This is a genomic window from Yersinia artesiana, from assembly GCF_902726545.1.
GTDB classification, from domain to species: domain Bacteria; phylum Pseudomonadota; class Gammaproteobacteria; order Enterobacterales; family Enterobacteriaceae; genus Yersinia; species Yersinia artesiana.
The window spans coordinates 1-16,752 of sequence record NZ_CACVAD010000052.1; the positions used below are offsets into that span (position 1 = coordinate 1).

The following is a 16,752-nucleotide window of genomic DNA, read 5'->3' on the forward strand; positions in this document are numbered from 1 at the left end:
TTTTTTATACTATAGATAAGAGAGGTAGTGTGAGTATGTTTGACCAGTCTTTCGAAGATGTAGTTGCTGAACATAAAGAGCGCAAAGAACAAAATATTTGATATAATCATTACATCGGATTGAACACCCGACAACCTAAACACCGTGCTGCTGTGCCATACATCCGGGGGCGGAAATGGCACTGTATAGTTTTACCAAATCAACAGGTGGGATCTTGGTACCGGCTACGCCGGACGCTGAGAATTTCGTTAAAAACACCAAGCTGGGGACTATTGTCACTGGCGAATTTAAACGTGTGCGTAATGCAGCGTTTCATCGTAAATTCTTCTCGTTGCTCAACTTAGGCTTTGAATATTGGGAGCCAAAGGGTGGGGCGATATCACCATTTGAACTTAAATTCCTGCGCGGCTATGTAAGCCAACTTATTTCCTATGTGGGGAATGAGGGTATTCTTCATGAGATAGCTGACGATTATTTGGCGCTGGTGGCCGGTAAACGTGCTGCAAACTTATCTACCGCAAAATCATTCCATGCTTTCCGCCGTTGGGTGACCGTTGAGTCTGGCCATTATGATCTGTTCGAATTACCGGACGGCTCAACGCTGCGCGAACCTCGCTCTATTTCATTCGCGAAAATGGACGAGCTGGAATTCAACGATTTATACAAATCAACACTGAATGTGCTCTGGACTTTTATTCTCAGTAAATCATTCAGTCATCCATCCGAGGCGGAGAATGCTGCCAGTCAATTAATGAGCTACGCGGCTTAGGGGGTGTCATGGCTAATTTACGCAAAGAGGCTAGGGGCCGTGAGTGTCAGATCCGTATTCCGGGTGTATGCAATGGCAACCCTGAAACCGTGGTACTCACGCATTATCGGCTGGCAGGAACCTGCGGTACCGGAATTAAACCCTCAGATGAGCAGGCCGCGTGGGGCTGTAGTGCATGCCATGACGAATGCGACCGCCGCACCCGTTTAATTGATGGTGACACGGCACGCCTATATCACGCCGAGGGCGTTATGCGCACACAGAATATATTGAGAAAGGAGGGGAAATTATGATTTATCCGACAACGTGCGGTAAGGCTGATGGCAACGAATTACATCTCAATACATTAGAGCTTATTTGGCTCAAGGGTAAGTTGAAGATGTGGGGACGCTGGTCACGTATAGCCAAAACAGGCGGTGCTCAGGGGGTATTCTCTCGATTATTGGCAAAACAACAAATAACTAAAGCCGCACTTAAGGCCGCTATTAGCCAACTGAGAAAATCAGGTTTATCAAAAGATGAATTGTTCGAGATATTTGGCGACCTTAACAACCCCAAAGCCCACAGTAATCTAATCTATTGTACGGATGATGAGGGGCTATTAATGGATTCGGTTGTTGGTTTGATTCTACAATCGACCCCTGGGTTAATTGGGATACTGCAGCAGCATTACATTTATAAAAAGAAACGTTACACGATCGCGGAGGAAATGCAGGAAGCGCACCCAGAGCTTTCAATTTCAACCTGCCGTCGCCGTATTGATGTATGGATTAATACCGCTGAATACATGCTTTACCGCCCTATGAGCGACGCTTTCGATAAAGACATAAAAAGATTCGAGAAAAAAACTTTGACTATTTGAACAAAAAATATATGATTTATGCATAAGCTCGCGGAGCTATACACGCAAGCGACGAAATTAAAAGAAACCCGCCATCTGTGCGGGTTTTTCTATTTCTGCCCCTCAACAAAAAAAACCGCCTGACCTTTTGAGTCAAGCGGCTATCATTTATCACTCGTTAGAAATGGGCGACCCCGATATGTATCAGCATATCAGGGCCATTACACCCATGTTTCCGGTCATGAGTATAACCAAGGCCCACCCTGCTAACGTCAGCGGTGATATCCTAACGGAATACTGTATATATGACCATGAAAAAGTTAAGTTACAAAAATGCATCCCGCGCTGTGGGTAAGCCTGAGCCGGTGATTTATGACGGTGTAACGGTAGGGTACGGATGTTCGGATCTGCATGTCGCCACAATTCCTGTCTGGTTGGCCCGTCTGGTTATCATCAACTTTCATTACAGCAAACGCATAGTAAACAACTCATATTTGCACCTGGGTATTTTCTCCGGTCGTGATCTGGTTGGTGTTATGCAATGGGGCTATGCAATGAATCCCAGTAGTGGTGGGCGGGTGGTAGAGGGAACTGGCAACCGGCAATACATGGAATTAAACCGCCTGTGGGTGCATGACGACATGCTGACGAATACCGAATCACGGGCGATCAGCTACGCGCTCAAAACCATCAAATTGCTTCATCCCGGTGTTGAGTGGGTGCAGACGTTCGCTGATGAGCGGTGCGGTCGGTTCGGTGTGGTGTATCAGGCTAGCAACTTTGACTATGTAGGTAGCCACCAAAGCACATTTTATGAATTAGATGGCGAGTGGTACCACAAGATTGCTTTAACCACTAAGGCCAGCAAAGCGGGTGCGCGTGGTTTACATCTGCAGGCCAATATTCACCGGGCAACAGCACATAAATTTACGCAGTTCCGATATATCAAGTTTCTGAATAAACGAGCTAGAAAGCGGCTCAACACGAAGCTGTTTAAACCCCTCCCATATCCAAAGCCGGGAGGGAACAAGTAGAGCTGCCGGATGGCGGCTTTTTTATTTCTACTACACGCCCAGCCCATCCGGGAGGGGGAGATCATGAAAATGAGCAATATTGCTTCTAATGCTTCCTACCTGGCGTCGGGTGGTAGTTTTATTTTTTGGGCTAAAGAGCTGATTGCTGGCTTCACCCCTGATGAGTGGACGGTGATTGGTGTGCTTGGTTCGTTATTTTTTATGGCCCTGACATTTATGCTTAATGCTGGCGTCAAGATTTGGGATCGTCGCCACGGCTATAAACCGGATGGTGAGTGATGGCCTCGACAAAAAGCAAATTAAGCGCGGCTGTCCTGGCTCTGGTTATGGTTGCAGCACCGGCCACGATAATTCTTGATCAGCTTTTGGATGAGAAAGAGGGTAACCGGCTGGTTGCTTATCCAGATGGAAAGGGGATTTGGACTATTTGCCGCGGTGCTACTCAAGTTGATGGTAAGCCGGTAGTGAAAGGGATGAAGTTATCAGCAGACAAGTGCGCTGCGGTGAATCAGTTGGAGGCTGACAAGGCTATAAGCTGGGTAAAGAGGAATGTCCGGGTAGCGCTGACTGAACCACAGATTGCCGGTATCGCTTCGTTTTGCCCCTATAACATCGGCCCGAGTAAATGTTTCACTTCTACGTTCTATCGAAAACTCAATGCTGGCGACCGCAAAGGCGCATGCGCTGAAATTAAGCGTTGGGTTCGTGACGGCGGTAAGGATTGCAATATTCGCTCCAATAACTGTTACGGGCAGATAGAACGCCGCGCACAGGAAAGCGAACTGACCTGTTGGGGGCTGGATGAATAGGGCCATTGGGATAGTTATTGCTGTGCTGGTGGTTATTGTGTCGGCTCTGTTCTTTAACAGTCACCGCCTCTCAAATGATATCCAAAAAGCGGAAAAAGCGCTGAGTGATGAGCAAGCCACAAACACAGCCCTCGGCAACATTATCGATGCATACCAGGTGAATGAAGCCGCCAACCGAGCAGCCACCACCCGCCAGCTTGAGAATGAAAGGAAACTACGCAATGAAAGTGAATTACAGGTTGCACGGTTTAAAGCAGCAGCGGCGAGTGATGATTGTGCTATCAAGCCTATGCCTGGTGATGTCATTAACGTCATGCGTGAATAAGTCCGTTAAACCGCCCGTTACCAAGCCAGTCCTATTATTGCCCCCTGAGTCAGCACTTACCCCTTGTGAAGTTCCAGAATTTACCGGTATTACCTGGGGAGATGGCGGATTGTATGCGATGGAATTAAAGCGGGAGCTACGAATCTGCAAAGGTCGGCTTGATGAGGTTATCGACTGGCGGCAGAGAGTCGGGAGTAAAAGTTGAAGGTACCAGCTCAAAAGCCTATAGATATCGAGATTGATACCCAATACGTCAGAGATAAACCAATTAGAATAATCGCGCAGCAAATTGATTTATATTTAGAATAACTTGAATACTGCGATTAATACCACAATATAGATTGTATCTACCATGAGGTAGAAATATTGGAGGGCATATGGCATTAAATTCTGGCGGGCTACCAAAACATTACTGCTCAAAGTTCAATCAACTTGCAGTAAAGAAATACAACGGAACTTACGAAGACGGTGCGCTTGAGAATCTTATAAAAGAGGCAATTGAGCACATGAAAATTTGGGAAGCAGAGCCATATGAGCAAAATCTTGCTAATTTCAAGTCTCAGTTGAATCAGCACAGCAACACTAAAGATGCTGCTTATGAGAATAGACAACAGCTATACAAAGAAGCGCTTCCATTGATAGCAGCTTATGAATAGTAGCCAGCCACCTTCGGGTGGTTTTTTTACACCTAAATATCATCACAGAGCAACCTCACAAGGTTACTGCGTAATGACACTAAGGGATCATCATGGCAAAAGACACTGACTGGAGAGGCATAGAGCGTGACTACCGTTCCGGCGCTCTTTCCATCAGAGAGCTTGCCAAGAAATACGGTGTAAGTGATACAGCGGTAAGAAAGAGGGCAAAGGCTGAGGAATGGCCTAAACACGAACAGGTTCGCAATAATGTAGGTTCGCAGACAATTAGTGCGAACCAAAACAAGAACCCGCGAACCAAACATAGAAAACCAGCGGTTTACGTTGAAAGTGAAATAGATTCAGAATACCTGGTAGATGGAAATGACGAACCAGAATTCACATTAAACCCTGACGAGTACGGGCTTAATGATATGCAGGCTCGTTTCGTGAGTGAATACCTGATCGACCTGAATAGCACGGCGGCATATAAAAGGTCTGGCGGTAAAGGAGAGGGCAATACGGCATACGTTAACGCTTCACGCATGTACAGGAATGCTAAGGTTAGCCGGGCCATTCGCGACGCATTGGACGCTAGGGAAAGGCGCACCCGAATAACCCAAGATGCTGTACTGAAATGGTGGTGGGATATTGCCACAGCCGATGCCAGTCAAATTACTGAGCTACGCCGTTTGTGCTGCCGTCATTGCTGGGGGTTTGGTTACCAGTACCAGTGGCGCGATGCTGTTGAGTTTGAAGAAGCCCGGCTAAAAGCGGTAGAAAGCAAAAAACGGGAGCCTTTAGACGTTGGCGGCTACGGTTTTGATGCCACGCTAGATCCTAACCCTGACTGCCCGCGCTGTAATGGTGAGGGTGTTGGGCGTACTCACTTTCACGATACGCGGGATCTGCGCGGTGCCGCTCGTCGCCTGTTCTCTGGGGTGAAAGAGGGTAAATTTGGTATTGAGGCCATTACCCGCAATCAGGATGAGGCTTTAAAGATGGTTGCTCAGCATTTAGGTATGTTGAAAAACAAAACAGAGATTAGCGGCCCTGATGGTGGCCCGGTTAAAACCGAGACAGTGAATATGACCCCTGATGAAGCCGCCGAAGCGTATCGTAAAATGATGGGCTGATTTTGGTAAACATCCAGAAATAGCCCGTTAGATTGATAGATTCTCTATGCAAAATAGAGGGTATTTTATGCATGATTTATGCACTCAATTATCTAACTCCCTGGCACGTTAACCCTGACAAATAAGCCTCTCATGCTGCTTGTGCGATGAGTAGTGTTCGCTTGATACGGGTAACGGTCATTATGTTAAAAAGTCCTAAAATTCACACATTTATCGAGCAAAACTCAACATGCCTATTCCGTTCCCTTTTGACTTCAAAAACCCGGATTACATGCAGGTTTTTGAGTGGCGAATGGAGCGATTGCAGCGCATTCGTCAGCAGCCTGAATTACTGCCGGTCATGAAAGCGTTTTATAAAGATAACCCCGCTCAGTTCATTATTGATTGGGGCATGACGGTTGACCCGCGCAACGTTGAGCGTGGGTTGCCTGCCCGTATTCCGTTCCTCTTATTCCCAAAACAGGAAGAGTGGATCGGGTGGTTTGTCGGGCGCTGGCGTAATGCTGAACCGGGCATCACTGAGAAAACCCGTGATATGGGGATGTCATGGCTAACTGTTGGTATGGCCTCCTCGCTTTGCCTGTTCAATCGTGGCGTGTTTGCCGGGTTCGGATCTCGCAAAGAAGAGTATGTTGATAAAATTGGCTCGCCTAAATCGCTATTCGATAAAGCGCGTAATTTCATCTCTCTGTTACCCACTGAGTTTCGTGGTGGCTGGAGCCTAAAGCAGCACGCACCACACATGCGCATTCTGTTTCCTGAAACCGAATCAGCCATGACCGGCGAGGCGGGTGACGGGATAGGGCGCGGTGACCGCACCAGCTTTTACATCGTCGATGAATCCGCGTTCCTGGAGCGGCCTTATCTGGTCGATGCGTCTCTGTCAGCAACCACCAACTGTCGGCAGGATGTATCAACGCCAAACGGTATGGCTAACTCATTCGCTGAACGGCGGCACAGCGGCAAGATTAAAGTATTCACCTTTCACTGGCGCGACGACCCGCGCAAAGATGATGCCTGGTATCAAAAGCAGGTTGAGAATCTCGACCCCGTTACCGTGGCGCAGGAAATTGATATCAACTACAGCGCCTCTGTCGAGGGCGTATTGATTCCGTCGGCATGGGTACAGGCGGCAATCAACGCGCATGAGGTATTGGGTATTGCGCCAACCGGCCAGCGCTTAGGCGCTCTTGATATCGCCGATGAGGGCAAGGACACCAATGCCTTTGCCGGTCGTCACGGTTTCCTACTTGAAAGCATCGAGGAGTGGTCGGGTAAAGGCGATGATATTTTCGGTACCGTACAGAAAGCCTTTGATATTTGCGACGCACAAAACCTCGAAACTTTCCGCTTTGATACCGATGGATTGGGGGCTGGTGCGCGTGGTGATGCTCGGGTTATCAACGAGCAACGCGAAGAACAACGCAGGCGGCATATTGTCGCCACGCCATTCCGTGGTAGCGGTGGTGTAACTGATCCCGATGATGAGGCTATTCCCGGCGATAACGGTCAACAGGGGCGGCTTAACAAGGATTTCTTTGCGAACGCCAAAGCACAGGGCTGGTGGAGCCTGCGTACCCGGTTCCAGAAAACCTATCGGGCGGTTAAGGAAAATATGGAGTTCGATCCCGATGAGATTATCTCCATCCCGAAAGACCTCAAAAATCTGACCAAATTAACCTCTGAATTGTCGCAACCCACCTACTCAGTCAATGGCGTAGGGAAAATTGTGGTGGATAAAAAACCTGACGGCACCAAGTCACCTAACCTGGCGGATTCAGCCATGATTTTATATGCACCAATGGATAATGCGCTGGATATCTGGCTACGGCTCGGGGGGGCGTAATGTCAAGAAAACGTAGAGCAGGCAAAACGTCATCACCGCAGAGAACCACCGATAGCTATCAAAACCTCACCGCTCGCTATGGGCTGCGCACCGAGAACCAAAGCGCGGATTATAACTACCAACCGAATTGGACATCGCGCAACCGCCAACTGATAGAGAACGCTTATCGCTCGTCGTGGCTGGTGGGCGCGGCGGTAGACACCATCGCAGATGATATGACCCGTAAGGGGATTAACATCACCTCCAAGATGGCACCGGATGCCAAGATGCGAATAGAGGGGCGCTGGGAAGAGTTATCACTCTGGGATGCGATTAACGACACCATCAAATGGTCGCGGCTGTACGGTGGTGCAATTGGTTTCATCATGATTGACGGGCAGGCACCTGAAACCCCGCTTCGGGTGGAAACCATCGGCAAAGATGCCTTTAAAGGGCTACTAGTGCTCGACCGCTGGATGGTCAACCCAACCATCAGCCAACGAGTGACTGAGATGGGGCCGGATCTCGGCATGCCTAAGTATTATCAGGTAGTGACCACCGGCGGCGGTATCCCGAGTATGAAAATACATCACAGCAGGGTGATTCGCCTGGATGGTGTTGGCCTCCCGTACCAGCAGAAGCGAACAGAAAACGAATGGGGCATGTCGGTTATAGAACGGTTATTTGACCGACTACTGGCGTTTGATAGCACCTCGACCGGCGCGGCGCAGTTGATTTTTAAGGCGCATTTACGCACCTACAAAATCAATAAGTTTCGTGAATTGGTCGCCATGGGGGGCAAGGCCTTTGATGGGCTAATGAAAAGCATGGACATGATCCGGCAATTCCAAAGCACTGAGGGCCTGACCCTGATGGATGCCACTGATACATTTGAAACGCACAGTTATGCATTCGGTGGCCTGTCTGATGTGATGGCGCAGTTTGCCCAGCAGATAGCCGGTGCCATTGGTATCCCGCTGGTGCGCTTGTTTGGTCAGTCGCCTGCGGGGTTTTCAACCGGTGACGCTGATCTGGCTAACTACTACGACAATATCGGTACCCAACAAGAGCGCCGTTTGCGTCGCCCGTTGCGTCGATTATTTGAAGTGATCCACTACTCCGAGTTTAGTTCGCCACTGCCAGACGGCTTCTCATTTGATTTCAATCCACTGTGGCAGATGTCAGAACCGGATCGGGCAGATGTGGCGGAGAAAACCGTTAATACCATTAACGCCGCAATGGACTCAGGCTTGCTGACGCTACAGGGGGGCATGACTGAACTCAGGGATAAAGCAGGCATTATCGGTATCGGCTCCAGCATCAGCGACGAGGATATAGAGAGTGCGAAAGACATCGACCCGCCGAACCTCGGCGAAAGCGCAGATCTCAACCCGCCTGAAATCACGGCGCGCAGAAATCCAATATCAAACGCAGCTACGCAAGATAGCGCGCATGGTCGGCGACATCGTAAATGGTACTTACGATGGTTCTAATGATTCCGTTTATCACGTTATGGATAGCCTGAACCGCTATTCAGACCTGATTGACGGCTGGGCCAGAACCACCGCCAGCAAGATGTTTGATGCTGTTAACGCCAAAGACGTGGCGATGTGGCGCAGTAACTCGCAGGAAATATCAGCGGGTTTGCGCCAGATAATGGAAAACACCGCTGTGGGGCAGGTGGCCCGTAACATCGTGGAGGAACAGATAAAACTCATCAAGTCGCTGCCCTTACAGGCGGCAGACCGGGTACAGGATATCCATAATCAGGCGCTAGAGGCGGTCATCACCGGCGGGCGTGCCGAGCCATTCGCTAAAGAAATAGCTAAATCTGGCGATGTGGCAATATCCCGCGCCAACATGATCGCCCGTACAGAAATAGGGCGGGCGTCAACGGCACTAACACAGGCCCGCTCACTCTCTATCGGTTCCAGCGGTTACATCTGGCGCACCGCCGAGGATAGTGACGTTCGCCATTCACATCAAAAAATGGAGGGTAAGTTTGTTCGCTGGGATAACCCGCCGACCCTTGACGGTATGACGGGGCATGCGGGCGCATTACCTAACTGCCGTTGTTACTGCGAAGTGGTGATCCCTGACCATTGAGAGGAATAAGATTTAGTGTATTCTGGGAAAGGGTATTAATTGGGGGATTTATGGCAAAACCAGCAGAACCTTACCGATCTATCATTGTTGAAAGTTACCTGGAACAAAACCTTTCGGGTAAGCGCGGGAAGGTGCATATAAGACCTATTCCTGGTCAATGGGCTGATGTAACGCTACAGGTTGAATGTGCTAAGAGACTTTCGAAAGACTATCCGGTAGGAACGCAATTTAAAATCCAGGCCAAATTAACAGATCGTGACGATGGTGGGGAATATCTTTATAGCTCGTTTCGCTGGGAACCAGACGAAATAATTCTAAAATAATATAGCGGATACTTAATCATTCTATAGCTCGCATTGGCGGGCTTTTTTTATGCCCGCAATCCAGCAGGTAACCCATGCAATATTTCTATAACTCCCGCCTGGGAGAGACGCGCTTCACCATGAGCGACGGTGGTCTATTGTGCAAAGACGTGCCGATCGGCCGAACTGGGGTGCAGCTTTATGGTGGCGAAGAACTGGACGATATCGAGCCTGATAGTGATGGTGAGATCCTTGTTGAAAGGACGGAGGATGAGGTCTTTCGCCCTGAAACGCTGGCCAGCTTTGAGGGCATGACGTTCACCGTATCTCACCCCATCGAAGATGTCACCCCTGACAATTGGGGCCGCTACGCCGCTGGCCACATTCAAAACGTCAGGCGAGGTACAGGTGACCAATCAGATCTCATGATCGCCGACATCGTGGTCAAGAAAGCCGAAGCCATAAAGGTGATTCTTGAAGAGGGTGTTGATCAAATTTCGGCTGGCTACGATGCCGAATATCAGCAGACCGCCAGAGGCAAAGCCCGTCAGTACGACATCATAGCTAACCATGTCGCGCTCGTTCCTACGGGCCGCGCAGGGAAACGCTGTTCAATTGGAGATAGTAAACGTATGACAATGAATAACACCTGGTTCGCCAAGCTACGCCGGGCAATCAAAACCAAAGATGCCGCCGCGATGGAGGAAGCAATGGAAAGCGCCCCGTCAGAGCTAACCAGCGATGAGGGTACCGGCGAACTGCCCAAGGCCATCAATATCACCATTAACCCACAACAACCGTTACCGAAACAGGAGCCTGAATTAGATGCTATCGCGACTACTGACAGTGGCGATATCGAAAGCCGCGTTGCAGCAATGGAAACGACCTTAGCCGCGATTCTGGCGAAGTTAGGCGCAACCACCGACGTTGACCCAGACGAGGAGGAAGAGGGGCGACGTATTACCAGCGATGCAGCTTATCATCAGGATGTGGTTTCCCGCGCCGAATGGATTGTACCCGGCATTAAATTACCCGAGGGTGGAAAGCTAGCCTCCTTTAAACGAAGCGTATTAGATGCGGCGTTTAAAACCACCGAGGGCGAGAAATTGCTGAAAGGTATTGTCGGTGACAAACCCGACTTTGCCAAAATGCCGAAACTCTCCCTTGATGCGGCATTCATCGCGGCCAGCGAGATTGCCAAAGGGCGCAATAACATTCAGTTGAACCACCGAACCACCGATTCCGCTGCACCAAATCGCCGACCTACCGCCGCCGACCTCAATAAACAGAACGCCGCGTTCTGGGCTAAAAAAGGAAACTAATTCATGACAGCATATTTATACCGGATGCCTGTGGGCATTGCCGGGGCAGTGTCACGCCCGCAGGATCTGACCATTGAGCCGGTCATTATTAATTCGGCTACCCCGTTTAGCCAGTACGGTCTGGCCGGTAAGTTCAGCGGCAACTTCTTTGTCCCGTTGGAAGAGGACGACACTGCCGACAAAATCGTCGGCATCTTTGTCCGACCATTCCCCACCACCTCAACGCCAGATAAGGTGCGCCAAATCGGTACTGGCAACCACTTTGCCGGTGATGCGCTAAAACGCGGTTACCTGTCGGTCAATATCGGTGCTACGGCGGCGGGGGTGACTAAGGGTGCTCCGGTCTATATCCGTATCGCCGATGCTACCGACGCTAGCCCGTTGGGTTCGGTGCTGGCTACGGCCATTGCTGACGTTACCGTGGTACTACCCAACGCTTATTTCACCGGTGCCGGTGATGCCGCTGGTAACACTGAAATCTCTTATAAGATTTAAGGAACAATCAATATGATCACTTACGACAGCCAGCGCACCATTGACGCCAGCGGCGCATTCCTGATCGGGGAATTGGAGCGATTAGATCCCGAGATTAACCTGCCGTTGGTGGGAACGACTTACACCCGCGATATTCAATTCCGCGAAGATGTGAATATTGCTGATGAAATCAGTTCATTCACTAAAACCGGTTTTGGTGTTGCCGGTACCGGTGCCAACCCAAAAGGGAAAAACTGGGTTAGTCAGGAATCGACCGCACTGGCGGGTATTAACGTTGATATCGATAAAAAAGGCTTCCCGCTGACGTTGTGGGGGATGGAACTGGGCTGGACGGTGATTGAACTAGCCGCAGCACAACAAATGGGCCGTCCAATCGATACGCAGAAATATGACGGCATGGTGTTGAAATGGCATATGGATGCCGATGAGCAAGTTTATATCGGTGATACCGACCTGGGTGTAAAAGGTCTGGCCAACTACACCGGCGTCGCGGTGGGCAATGCGACTAAATCGTGGTTAACCTCGACCGTAGCTGAAATCCGCGATTCTATTAACAAAGTGCTTTCCGATGCCTGGGCTGCATCCGGCTATACCGTGGTACCGCAAGACCTGCTGTTACCCCCTGAGCAGTATGCCTATATCGCACAGGTTATCGTGTCTGATGCGGGTAATCAGTCATTACTGACCTACCTGACCACTAACACTATCTCTTTCCACCAGAACGGTATTCCGCTGAATATTCGTGCGGTGAAGTGGTTGAAAGGGGCGGGTGTCGCAGGTACGAATCGCATGGTGGCCTACACCAATGACCGTAAATATGTGCGCTTCCCATTAGTGCCGCTGACCAGCATCCCGATCCAGTATCGCGGGCTGTGGCAGTTGGTGACCTATTACGGGAAGCTGGGTGTGATTGAAGCCCCATACATTGAAACACTGGCTTACTTCGACGGCATTTAATAACTCAGAGGGCCTCGCCGGAGGCCTGTAAGGTGAAATGATGAAAATTGCAGTACACACCCCGTTTAAATTGTCGTTGGCCGGTCAGCCCGATATCGGCTTTCTGGTCGGCACCCATAAGGTCACGCAAGAAGTTGCCGAGCATTGGTTCACATTGGCACACGCCGAGGTGATTGACGCTGAAACCGAGCACGGCAATACTGACCTGCAAGCCGCCATGATTGAGATGCAGGGGCGAATCGATCAGCAGGAACGAGTAGCGGTGGAACGTGTTACCACCATTTATGACCTGCAGAAGCAATTGAGTGAACAGATCGAAGAAAACCATGCACACAACACAACCATTGCTGACCTACAGAAACGGCTGAATGAGCAAGCCGATGAAATCGAATCACGTAACGCCAACATTGTTGACCTGCAGAACCAGATTGATGAGTTGAATAAGGGGAAAGCCAATGTCAAAGAATCGAAATCTACCCACGGTGGAAAAGTTTAGAGTCGATTTTCCCCAGTTTTCTGATGTGAATAAATACCCCGAGTCCGCCATTCAATTCCGCCTCAATCTTGCTGACAAGCTGCTAAGCGAAGCTCTACTGGATGACATGTTTCCCTATCTGGTTGAGTTATTCGTGGCCCACTACATCACGTTACAGGCCAAAGATGTGCAGTCTGCTGCGATGGGCGGCGGTAGTGGTTCAACTAATGGCGCGGCCTCGTCAAAGAGTGTCGATAAGGTTTCCGTTAGCTATGACAACAGCGTCACGCTCAACCCTGATGCGGGGTTCTGGAACTTCACCCGCTACGGGGCTGAGTTTTACCAGCTGGTGACAATGTTCGGCGCGGGTGGTCGCCAGTTATGAAAAGCGGCTTAAAGGTGCGGGTAGATAAGGCTAATGATGTGTTAGCGGCATTTAAGGCCATCGGCAGAAAAGATGTGTTGATTGGTATCCCTGAGGAGAAAAGTGAGCGGGAGGATATCCCTTTTGGTAATGCCGGAATCGGTTATCTCAACGAGTATGGTTCACCGGCGCAAAACATTCCCCCGCGCCCCCACTTACAGCCCGGTGTCAGATCGGTACAGGACGAAACCACCCAAAAGCTGAAACAGGCGGCGCAGGCGGTTTTGGCGGGCAATCAGGCTGCGGCAGATCGGGCGTTAGAACAGGCGGGCACCATCGCCAGTAATGCGGTGAAACGCTACATCACTATCACCGGTTTTACTCCTTTAGCTGACGGCACTATTAGCGCTCGATTACGGCGCGGTCGCAGCGGGGATAAGCCACTCATTGACTCCGGACAATATCGACGGACGATAACCTCTATCGTGAGGGACAAATATGCCAAATCTTGATGTGACCGACGTGCTGTTTGATCCGGACTTCTGTGACATGTCACTGCGGGTTAAACGGAACCTGCAGACGGTTGATGCTGACGGTTTCGCCACCAATACCGTTACTGAAAAAGGTTTTGCGGGTGTGGTTACCGTAGACCGCTCGCTTGAGTCGCGCCGCATGATGTCAGGGAATGTTATTGGCGGTGCCATTCTTATCGTGACGACTGAACGACTGACGCAAGGCCAGACCGGGCGTGATGCCGATATCGTGACCTATCAAAATCGCGATTACCGCGTGTCGTTTGTTGACCCTTACACGGCATACGGTGCGGGCTTTGTGCAGGCGCACTGTGAACTCCTGCCGTTCGATGGAGGAATTCCCATTGAGCAACAACAGCAGTGATGAAGCCGGATGGCTAACACCAACGGCTGACGGCCCCGCTTACGATGAAACGTTGGAACGCTTACTCAGTCAGTGGGTGAGAGGGGTGTCCGGGCTACCCGATGGTCACGTTCGCCCGCGTTGGACAGCGGTGCAATCATCGATTATGGCGGCGGATATTAACTGGTGTGGTTTTGGGGTAATCGATATTCCAGACGATGCCAGCCCCGCCTTTGAGAACCAAAGCGAAAACAGCACCGAGTTATGGCGACATGAAGAGATCGAATGTATGGCGAGTTTCTACGGCTCTAATGGGCAGCGCTATGCAACTCAATTTCGCGATGGGCTGACCATTAGCCAAAACAATGACGAACTGGTGAAAATGGGCCTATCACTGGCCCGTTACAGCCGCATTAATCCCTTTCCTGAACTGATTAATAACCAGTGGGTACGGCGATATGACATCACCGTCAACCTGCGCCGCAAAGTGATCCGCGAGTACGGCATTAAATCGCTGACCGCCGCTACCGTAAAATTCTTCGGAGAATAACCATGTCGCAGGGATTACCTGTTTCTAACATCGTCAATGTGACGGTGAATATGGCTGTGCGTGCTGCCATGGCGCGGAACTTTGGTTCCCTGCTGGTGGTTGGCCCGTCGCCTGTTATCGATGCTCACGAACGCCTGCGCAGCTATTCAGGCGCGACAGACATTGCATCTGACTTTGGTCTGACCGCACCTGAGTATCAGGCCGCTAATTTGTACTATCAGCAATCACCACAACCGATTGATTCTTTCGTCGGTCGCTGGGTGAAAGAGGATGTCGCCGGACTGTTGCGCGGGGCAATTTTAAACCCGACACAGCAGTTAATGGCTAACTTTACCGCTGTTTCTGACGGCGCGATGAAAATCACCGTTGATGGTGTTGAAACCGTGGTGGCGGATGTTGACTGGACAGACGAACTAAACCTTAACGGTGTCGCCGCCAGAGTTGAAGAATCGCTGCTTATCGCCACGGTTACCTGGAACGGTAGCCGCTTTATCATCACCTCCAAAACCACCGGCAAAGACTCGGCGGTGGGTTATGGCTCGGCCAATGCGACCGGTACCGATATTGCTGTGCTAATGGGATTGGTTGAGAGCGCCGGTGCGCTGCCGGTTCAAGGTCTGGCGAAAGAAACCATACAGGCCTGTGTTTATAAGTTGGCGGATATGTCCACCCGCTGGTTCGGGCTGGTTATTGCTGACCCGTCATTAACCGATGAGGACGTGATCAGCATTGCGTCGTTTATCCAGGGTGATGATGTGTCGCGGATTTACGGCCATACCACACAGGTTACGAGTGCGCTGGATGCGGATATTGATAGCGATATCGCCAGCAAACTGAAAGCGGCTAAATATGCCCGTACGTTGGTGCAATACTCCAGCGCCAGTCCGTATGCCGTCGCCTCGATCTTTGGTCGTGCCTTTACCGTGAATTTTAACGGCAATAACACCACTATCACGCTGAAATTTAAACAACAACCGGGCATTACCGCTGAATCACTTTCTCAGTCGCAAGCCAACGCGCTGAAAGCGAAGAATTGCAATGTGTTCGTCAATTACGACAACGACACGGCAATTATTCAAGAGGGGGTGATGTGTAACGGCGATTTCTTCGATGAGCGCCATGGCCTCGACTGGTTGCAAAATTACGTCCAGAACAACCTCTATAACCTGCTGTATACCAGCCCCACCAAAATCCCACAGACAGACGCGGGTGTGACTCGTTTGCTGGCCAATGTTGAGAAGTCACTGGATCAGTCGGTCACTAACGGGCTGGTAGCACCGGGCGTCTGGGGTGGTGATAGTTTCGGCGCACTGGAAACCGGTGACACTCTGACCAAGGGCTACTACGTCTACGCGCCGCCGGTGGCAGATCAGGCGCAGGCTGAACGTGAAGGGCGCAAAGCACCGGTGATGCAGTCTGCCACCAAACTGGCCGGTGCTGTTCATTACGCCGATGTCATTATCAATGTTAACCGCTAAGGGGCTGATTAATGTCAACTTATAGCTTTATGGATATTACCGCCTCCATTGTCGGTGTGGGCGGTTCATTCGATTTGGGTTATGGCGCAGCCGTCGCTGAGGAGGGGATTACCACCTCGATGATCGAGAATAAAAACACCATGACCATTGGCGCGGATGGCGAGGGCATGCACAGCCTGCACGCGGGGAAAGGCGGCACGTTGACGGTAAACCTGCTGAAAACCAGCCCAACCAATCGCAAATTGTCGGTCATGTATAACGCGCAGGCACAATCGAGTGCGACCTGGGGCAATAACATCATTCTTATCCGCAATACCGCCAGCGGTGACACCTTTGCCGCGCGTGGCTGTGCATTCCAAAAGCAGCCGGATTTCAATAACGCCAAAGACGGTGCGCTGGTGCCGTGGGTATTTGACTGCATCAAGGTTGATCAACTGCTGGGTACTTTCTAAG

General features: G+C 50.5%; 24 protein-coding genes. All 24 read left to right on the plus strand.

All coding sequences use genetic code 11. The features are described 5' to 3' along the window. Nucleotides 1–175 precede the first annotated feature (175 nt). The 24 genes from HU019_RS16100 (at nt 176) to HU019_RS16210 (ending at nt 16,751) form a co-directional block, all read left to right on the plus strand. The gene (locus HU019_RS16100; protein WP_174847498.1) at nt 176–769 is read left to right on the plus strand and encodes a DUF1367 family protein; all 594 of its coding nucleotides are present in this window, start codon (nt 176–178) and stop codon (nt 767–769) included. 8 nt (nt 770–777) lie between these two features. Next, nucleotides 778–1,062: a DUF1364 domain-containing protein gene (locus HU019_RS16105; RefSeq protein ID WP_032912168.1), complete on the plus strand. Its 285-nt coding sequence runs from the start codon at nt 778–780 to the stop codon at nt 1,060–1,062. Continuing rightward, complete coding sequence (locus tag HU019_RS16110) at nt 1,059–1,631, plus strand: DUF1133 family protein (protein ID WP_174847499.1); 573 nt, start codon at nt 1,059–1,061, stop codon at nt 1,629–1,631. Before HU019_RS16105 ends, HU019_RS16110 begins: the two co-directional genes overlap by 4 nt. 284 nt (nt 1,632–1,915) lie before the next feature. Continuing rightward, nucleotides 1,916–2,644 (plus strand): Mom family adenine methylcarbamoylation protein, encoded by a 729-nt coding sequence (locus tag HU019_RS16115; RefSeq protein WP_174847500.1) that lies wholly within the window; start codon nt 1,916–1,918, stop codon nt 2,642–2,644. A gap of 63 nt (nt 2,645–2,707) precedes the next feature. Continuing rightward, nucleotides 2,708–2,923, plus strand: a complete 216-nt coding sequence (locus HU019_RS16120; RefSeq protein ID WP_005174491.1) for a phage holin — start codon at nt 2,708–2,710, stop codon at nt 2,921–2,923. After that, on the plus strand, nt 2,923–3,453 hold the full coding sequence (locus HU019_RS16125) for a lysozyme (protein ID WP_174847501.1): 531 nt from the start codon (nt 2,923–2,925) through the stop codon (nt 3,451–3,453). The genes HU019_RS16120 and HU019_RS16125 overlap by 1 nt, the downstream gene beginning before the upstream one ends. Next, on the plus strand, nt 3,446–3,778 hold the full coding sequence (locus HU019_RS16130; protein ID WP_174847502.1) for a DUF2570 domain-containing protein: 333 nt from the start codon (nt 3,446–3,448) through the stop codon (nt 3,776–3,778). Before HU019_RS16125 ends, HU019_RS16130 begins: the two co-directional genes overlap by 8 nt. Next, the gene (gene lysC / locus HU019_RS20580) at nt 3,753–3,983 is read left to right on the plus strand and encodes an Rz1-like lysis system protein LysC (RefSeq protein WP_459565750.1); all 231 of its coding nucleotides are present in this window, start codon (nt 3,753–3,755) and stop codon (nt 3,981–3,983) included. The genes HU019_RS16130 and lysC overlap by 26 nt, the downstream gene beginning before the upstream one ends. A 172-nt stretch (nt 3,984–4,155) precedes the next feature. Then, complete coding sequence (locus tag HU019_RS16135) at nt 4,156–4,434, plus strand: hypothetical protein (RefSeq protein WP_174847503.1); 279 nt, start codon at nt 4,156–4,158, stop codon at nt 4,432–4,434. Nucleotides 4,435–4,526: 92 nt separating this feature from the next. Continuing rightward, a complete protein-coding gene (locus HU019_RS16140) occupies nt 4,527–5,549 on the plus strand; it encodes a terminase small subunit (RefSeq protein WP_174847504.1) in 1,023 nt (340 codons plus the stop codon). 229 nt (nt 5,550–5,778) lie between these two features. Next, nucleotides 5,779–7,395 carry a TerL protein gene (locus HU019_RS16145; protein ID WP_174847505.1) on the plus strand — a complete coding sequence of 539 codons (1,617 nt, stop codon included), beginning with the start codon at nt 5,779–5,781 and terminating at the stop codon, nt 7,393–7,395. After that, a complete protein-coding gene (locus tag HU019_RS16150; RefSeq protein ID WP_174847506.1) occupies nt 7,395–8,867 on the plus strand; it encodes a DUF1073 domain-containing protein in 1,473 nt (490 codons plus the stop codon). The genes HU019_RS16145 and HU019_RS16150 overlap by 1 nt, the downstream gene beginning before the upstream one ends. Next, nucleotides 8,827–9,480 carry a phage head morphogenesis protein gene (locus tag HU019_RS16155; protein ID WP_227739308.1) on the plus strand — a complete coding sequence of 218 codons (654 nt, stop codon included), beginning with the start codon at nt 8,827–8,829 and terminating at the stop codon, nt 9,478–9,480. Before HU019_RS16150 ends, HU019_RS16155 begins: the two co-directional genes overlap by 41 nt. A 50-nt stretch (nt 9,481–9,530) precedes the next feature. After that, nucleotides 9,531–9,803 (plus strand): hypothetical protein, encoded by a 273-nt coding sequence (locus HU019_RS16160; protein ID WP_174847507.1) that lies wholly within the window; start codon nt 9,531–9,533, stop codon nt 9,801–9,803. A gap of 74 nt (nt 9,804–9,877) precedes the next feature. Continuing rightward, a complete protein-coding gene (locus tag HU019_RS16165; RefSeq protein WP_174847508.1) occupies nt 9,878–11,104 on the plus strand; it encodes a DUF2213 domain-containing protein in 1,227 nt (408 codons plus the stop codon). Between the two features lie 3 nt (nt 11,105–11,107). Further along, complete coding sequence (locus HU019_RS16170) at nt 11,108–11,599, plus strand: structural cement protein Gp24 (protein WP_174847509.1); 492 nt, start codon at nt 11,108–11,110, stop codon at nt 11,597–11,599. 12 nt (nt 11,600–11,611) lie between these two features. Continuing rightward, nucleotides 11,612–12,556 carry a DUF2184 domain-containing protein gene (locus tag HU019_RS16175; RefSeq protein WP_174847510.1) on the plus strand — a complete coding sequence of 315 codons (945 nt, stop codon included), beginning with the start codon at nt 11,612–11,614 and terminating at the stop codon, nt 12,554–12,556. 40 nt (nt 12,557–12,596) lie between these two features. Next, a complete protein-coding gene (locus HU019_RS16180; protein WP_174847511.1) occupies nt 12,597–13,052 on the plus strand; it encodes an STY1053 family phage-associated protein in 456 nt (151 codons plus the stop codon). Beyond that, nucleotides 13,012–13,416, plus strand: coding sequence for a DUF4054 domain-containing protein (locus HU019_RS16185; RefSeq protein WP_174847512.1), 405 nt, complete (start codon nt 13,012–13,014; stop codon nt 13,414–13,416). The genes HU019_RS16180 and HU019_RS16185 overlap by 41 nt, the downstream gene beginning before the upstream one ends. Then, the gene (locus HU019_RS16190) at nt 13,413–13,907 is read left to right on the plus strand and encodes a hypothetical protein (RefSeq protein WP_145592095.1); all 495 of its coding nucleotides are present in this window, start codon (nt 13,413–13,415) and stop codon (nt 13,905–13,907) included. The genes HU019_RS16185 and HU019_RS16190 overlap by 4 nt, the downstream gene beginning before the upstream one ends. Further along, complete coding sequence (locus HU019_RS16195; RefSeq protein WP_174847513.1) at nt 13,894–14,292, plus strand: head-tail adaptor; 399 nt, start codon at nt 13,894–13,896, stop codon at nt 14,290–14,292. The genes HU019_RS16190 and HU019_RS16195 overlap by 14 nt, the downstream gene beginning before the upstream one ends. Beyond that, nucleotides 14,273–14,821 carry a phage neck terminator protein gene (locus HU019_RS16200; protein WP_455570231.1) on the plus strand — a complete coding sequence of 183 codons (549 nt, stop codon included), beginning with the start codon at nt 14,273–14,275 and terminating at the stop codon, nt 14,819–14,821. The genes HU019_RS16195 and HU019_RS16200 overlap by 20 nt, the downstream gene beginning before the upstream one ends. 2 nt (nt 14,822–14,823) lie before the next feature. Further along, entirely contained in the window at nt 14,824–16,299 is a 1,476-nt protein-coding gene (locus HU019_RS16205) for a DUF3383 domain-containing protein (protein WP_174847514.1), read from the plus strand. Between the two features lie 11 nt (nt 16,300–16,310). Next, entirely contained in the window at nt 16,311–16,751 is a 441-nt protein-coding gene (locus HU019_RS16210) for a DUF3277 family protein (protein WP_050163499.1), read from the plus strand. The last annotated feature ends 1 nt before the right edge of the window (nt 16,752 follow it).

Coding starts and splice junctions, on each gene's coding strand:
- HU019_RS16100 (WP_174847498.1), top strand. CDS start 176: ATGGCACTGTATAGTTTTACCAAATCAACAGGTGGGATCTTGGTACCG.
- HU019_RS16105 (WP_032912168.1), top strand. CDS start 778: ATGGCTAATTTACGCAAAGAGGCTAGGGGCCGTGAGTGTCAGATCCGT.
- HU019_RS16110 (WP_174847499.1), top strand. CDS start 1,059: ATGATTTATCCGACAACGTGCGGTAAGGCTGATGGCAACGAATTACAT.
- HU019_RS16115 (WP_174847500.1), top strand. CDS start 1,916: ATGACCATGAAAAAGTTAAGTTACAAAAATGCATCCCGCGCTGTGGGT.
- HU019_RS16120 (WP_005174491.1), top strand. CDS start 2,708: ATGAAAATGAGCAATATTGCTTCTAATGCTTCCTACCTGGCGTCGGGT.
- HU019_RS16125 (WP_174847501.1), top strand. CDS start 2,923: ATGGCCTCGACAAAAAGCAAATTAAGCGCGGCTGTCCTGGCTCTGGTT.
- HU019_RS16130 (WP_174847502.1), top strand. CDS start 3,446: ATGAATAGGGCCATTGGGATAGTTATTGCTGTGCTGGTGGTTATTGTG.
- lysC (WP_459565750.1), top strand. CDS start 3,753: ATGTCATTAACGTCATGCGTGAATAAGTCCGTTAAACCGCCCGTTACC.
- HU019_RS16135 (WP_174847503.1), top strand. CDS start 4,156: ATGGCATTAAATTCTGGCGGGCTACCAAAACATTACTGCTCAAAGTTC.
- HU019_RS16140 (WP_174847504.1), top strand. CDS start 4,527: ATGGCAAAAGACACTGACTGGAGAGGCATAGAGCGTGACTACCGTTCC.
- HU019_RS16145 (WP_174847505.1), top strand. CDS start 5,779: ATGCCTATTCCGTTCCCTTTTGACTTCAAAAACCCGGATTACATGCAG.
- HU019_RS16150 (WP_174847506.1), top strand. CDS start 7,395: ATGTCAAGAAAACGTAGAGCAGGCAAAACGTCATCACCGCAGAGAACC.
- HU019_RS16155 (WP_227739308.1), top strand. CDS start 8,827: ATGGTCGGCGACATCGTAAATGGTACTTACGATGGTTCTAATGATTCC.
- HU019_RS16160 (WP_174847507.1), top strand. CDS start 9,531: ATGGCAAAACCAGCAGAACCTTACCGATCTATCATTGTTGAAAGTTAC.
- HU019_RS16165 (WP_174847508.1), top strand. CDS start 9,878: ATGCAATATTTCTATAACTCCCGCCTGGGAGAGACGCGCTTCACCATG.
- HU019_RS16170 (WP_174847509.1), top strand. CDS start 11,108: ATGACAGCATATTTATACCGGATGCCTGTGGGCATTGCCGGGGCAGTG.
- HU019_RS16175 (WP_174847510.1), top strand. CDS start 11,612: ATGATCACTTACGACAGCCAGCGCACCATTGACGCCAGCGGCGCATTC.
- HU019_RS16180 (WP_174847511.1), top strand. CDS start 12,597: ATGAAAATTGCAGTACACACCCCGTTTAAATTGTCGTTGGCCGGTCAG.
- HU019_RS16185 (WP_174847512.1), top strand. CDS start 13,012: ATGTCAAAGAATCGAAATCTACCCACGGTGGAAAAGTTTAGAGTCGAT.
- HU019_RS16190 (WP_145592095.1), top strand. CDS start 13,413: ATGAAAAGCGGCTTAAAGGTGCGGGTAGATAAGGCTAATGATGTGTTA.
- HU019_RS16195 (WP_174847513.1), top strand. CDS start 13,894: ATGCCAAATCTTGATGTGACCGACGTGCTGTTTGATCCGGACTTCTGT.
- HU019_RS16205 (WP_174847514.1), top strand. CDS start 14,824: ATGTCGCAGGGATTACCTGTTTCTAACATCGTCAATGTGACGGTGAAT.
- HU019_RS16210 (WP_050163499.1), top strand. CDS start 16,311: ATGTCAACTTATAGCTTTATGGATATTACCGCCTCCATTGTCGGTGTG.